The sequence below is a fragment of the Rhodococcus sp. (in: high G+C Gram-positive bacteria) genome (genome assembly GCF_049286785.1).
Classification (GTDB): domain Bacteria; phylum Actinomycetota; class Actinomycetes; order Mycobacteriales; family Mycobacteriaceae; genus Rhodococcus_F.
In genome coordinates this window covers 1-3,276 of record NZ_JBAQEO010000552.1, presented here as the reverse complement: position 1 = coordinate 3,276, position 3,276 = coordinate 1, and the positions used below count along the sequence as shown (strand labels likewise).

2 protein-coding genes are annotated in these 3,276 nt (G+C 62.7%); both read left to right on the top strand.

What is annotated here, in order from left to right; genetic code table 11:
• Positions 1–1,550, top strand: a 1,550-nt coding sequence (locus WAW17_RS19885) for a hypothetical protein (RefSeq protein ID WP_422334640.1), incomplete at its 5' end; no start/stop codon positions are given.
• A gap of 1 nt (position 1,551) precedes the next feature.
• Positions 1,552–3,168, top strand: a complete 1,617-nt coding sequence (locus WAW17_RS19880; protein ID WP_422334639.1) for a type I restriction-modification system subunit M — start codon at positions 1,552–1,554, stop codon at positions 3,166–3,168.
• Positions 3,169–3,276: the final 108 nt, after the last annotated feature.

Sequence of the window (3,276 nt, the reverse complement as noted above, 5' to 3'; positions counted from 1 at the left end):
GAACGGATCTTGCCGACAGCGCCCTCGCCCCGCGTGCACTGGACCTGTGTGCGCGAGTCTGTGTGGCCCTGGCTACCGACGTCCACGACGTCTTCGTCGATCCGTCTGTGGACGGCAGCGACCTGCTCGTCGCACTACGGAAGGTGCTGCCGGAGTTCGAGGAACCCCTCGCGATGACGGGTGAATCTGCCACGCCCGCGTCCCGATTGGCGCGGCGCCGATTGGCGGTGCACGAATGGCGCCGCCGCAACGCGCCGAAGGAAGGATTCGGCGACTCGTTCACCATCGACGGACCCGCGATGTTTCTGACACAGTTTCCCTCACCCTCCACGATCGGACTGTCCGACGGCCAGGTGCTGGAGAGCGTCGACAATATCGTGCTCCAGATGGGACCGCAGCATCGAGCGGTGGTGATCGGGCCGGCGAGTGCGCTCGTGGACCCGATCAAGGACAGGGAAGCCCGTCTCCTCCGAGCGGATCTGCTGCGTTCGGACAGGCTGCGAGCCGTCGTCCGACTTCCCGAGGGGTTGCTTACTACGCGGCCTGGTCTGTCGATGGCCCTGTGGGTGCTCGGTGCAGCCGACCCGAGCATCAAACCGGCCGATCGCTGGACCGTTCTCGCCGACCTGAGTGCCGTCGAGTTGGACGATGTCGCGGTCGAGGGGATTGTCTCCGATGTCACCGCTGCGATGGGCAGTTGGCGATCGGTGCACGCCCATGCCTTCCAATACGGACACGTTGCCCGCACGGCAGGTTTGCTCGCCGCCGATGATCAGCGGGGTCTGGCACCGCCGAGTCGCCGCAGAGGGACGGGTCGGGCCACGGGCGCCGAGTCCGCCGGCAGTGCGCTCCAGCTCGTGGATGCTGTCAATCGCAGTGCGGCGCGAGTCGATTGGAGTCTCGACGTGAAGGTGGAGTATCACCAGTCGGGTCCGGTGCGGATGCCGACATTGGGCCACCTGGTCGCCGCGAAGGACATGAAGGTACTCCCCGGCAATCGTGTTGATCCAGTCGATGTGGAAGACGAGGGCGACATCCGGGTGTTCGGCACAGACGAAGTTCTGGGTCGCAGGCGGATGGGTGAGCGCGGAATGGACCGACTTGTCTTCACCACCCGATATCCCAGCGGCCGGTACACCGAACCCGGCGACATCGTCTTCTGCACCAGCCCCAGTTTCGGAGCGGTGGTCGACCACGAGGGTTCGTCGGTGGTTCTTGCACCGGCACGTGTTCTCCGCGTCCGGGATCCGCAGCATTCCGGGTTGGTGCCCGAACTCATTGCGCATCATCTTATGTCGTCGGTGCCGAGAGTTCGGCCCTCCCAATCGATCCGGTCGGGCAACGACTGGAAGGTCTGGGAGGTGCCCCGAATCGCGCCTGACCAGGTGGACTCCGCCAGCGCCGCACTACACGCCATCCGCGAGAGACGAAGGACAGCAGTAGAACTACTCGACAATCTCGACCACCTGACCACCACACTTGTCGACGGTCTGGCGCAGGGCGTGCTTACCGTCGCCGACAGTTTCGCGATCGATCCCGAGAAAGGCTGACATGCCACCGAAGAAGAAGGCCGCGGTCTCAGCGCCGTCGACCATGAAGGAACTGAAGGACACGCTGTGGAAGGCCGCGGACAAGCTGCGCGGATCCATGGATGCGTCACAGTACAAGGACGTGATTCTCGGTCTCGTGTTCCTCAAGTACGTATCGGACGCGTTCGATGAACGGCGTGAGCAGATTCGTGCCGAGTTGCTAGAGGAGGGCATGAACGAGGATCAGATCGCGGGCCTCATCGACGACCAGGACGAGTACGTGGGCAGCGGGGTCTTCTGGGTTCCGGCGACCGCGCGGTGGACGTATCTTGCCCAGAACGCCAAGGGCACACAAGAGGTCAATGGTGTTGCCGGCAAGACGATCGGGCAGCTGATCGACGACGCTATGCGTGCGCTCATGGAAGCGAACTCGAGGGTACTCGGTGGCACGCTGCCGATCCTCTACAACAAGGATGGTGTCGATCAGCGCCGACTCGGTGAGCTGCTCGACCTGCTGGGCGACACGCGTTTCACCGGGCACGGAGCGAAGAAGGCTCGGGATGTTCTGGGCGAGGTGTACGAGTACTTCCTCGAAAAGTTTGCTCGCGCCGAGGGCAAGCGAGGCGGCGAATTCTACACGCCTGCAGGTGTTGTGCGGGTTTTGGTAGAGGTGCTCGAACCGTACAACGGCCGAGTGTATGACCCGTGCTGCGGTTCGGGTGGCATGTTTGTGCAGACCGAGAAGTTCATCGAACACCATGGCGGCAATCCCACCCAGGTGGCGGTCTACGGTCAGGAGTTGAATCAGCGCACGTGGCAGATGGCGAAGATGAACCTCGCCATCCATGGCGTCACCGGTGATCTCGGGGACCGCTGGGAAGACACCTTCGCGCAGGATAAGCATCCGGATCTGTTGGCGGACTTTGTGATGGCCAATCCGCCGTTCAATATCAAGGACTGGTCGCGCCGCGAGGACGACAAGCGCTGGAAGTATGGTGTCCCGCCGGCGGGTAACGCAAACTATGCGTGGATTCAGCACATCATTTCGAAGTTGGCCGAGCGTGGCAGTGCGGGTGTGGTGATGGCGAACGGTTCGATGTCATCGAACTCGGGTGGTGAGGGCGACATCCGCGCCCAGTTGGTGGAGGCGGATCTGGTCTCGTGCATGGTTGCGTTGCCCACCCAGTTGTTCCGCAGCACCGGTATCCCGGTGTGCGTGTGGTTCTTCGCGAAGGACAAGACGGTTGGGCCGAAGGGGTCGATTGATCGTCAGGGGCAGGTGTTGTTCATCGATGCCCGCAACCTGGGCTACATGGTGGACCGTGCCGAGCGTGCCTTGAGCGATGACGACATCGCGAAGATCGGCCGGACCTTCCATGCATGGCGTGGCATGGAATCCGCTGCAGGAGTGGAGTACGCGGACGAAGCCGGTTTCTGCTATTCGGCGTCATTGGCGGAGATCAAGGAAGCGGATTACGCCCTGACTCCCGGCCGGTATGTGGGTGCGGCCGCCATCGAGGACGACGGCGAGCCGATCGAGGAAAAGATCCAGCGTTTGACGACCGAATTGTTCGCGCAGTTCGAGGAATCTGCCCGGTTGCAGGGCGTCGTGCGCGAGCAGTTGGAGAGGGTGCGATGATGGAACTTCCAGGTGGGTGGCGGACGGCCAAGTTGGGGGAGCTTGCCGACGAAGTCACTGTGGGCCATGTGGGTTCGATGGCGTCGGAGTATCAAGAATCTGGCATTC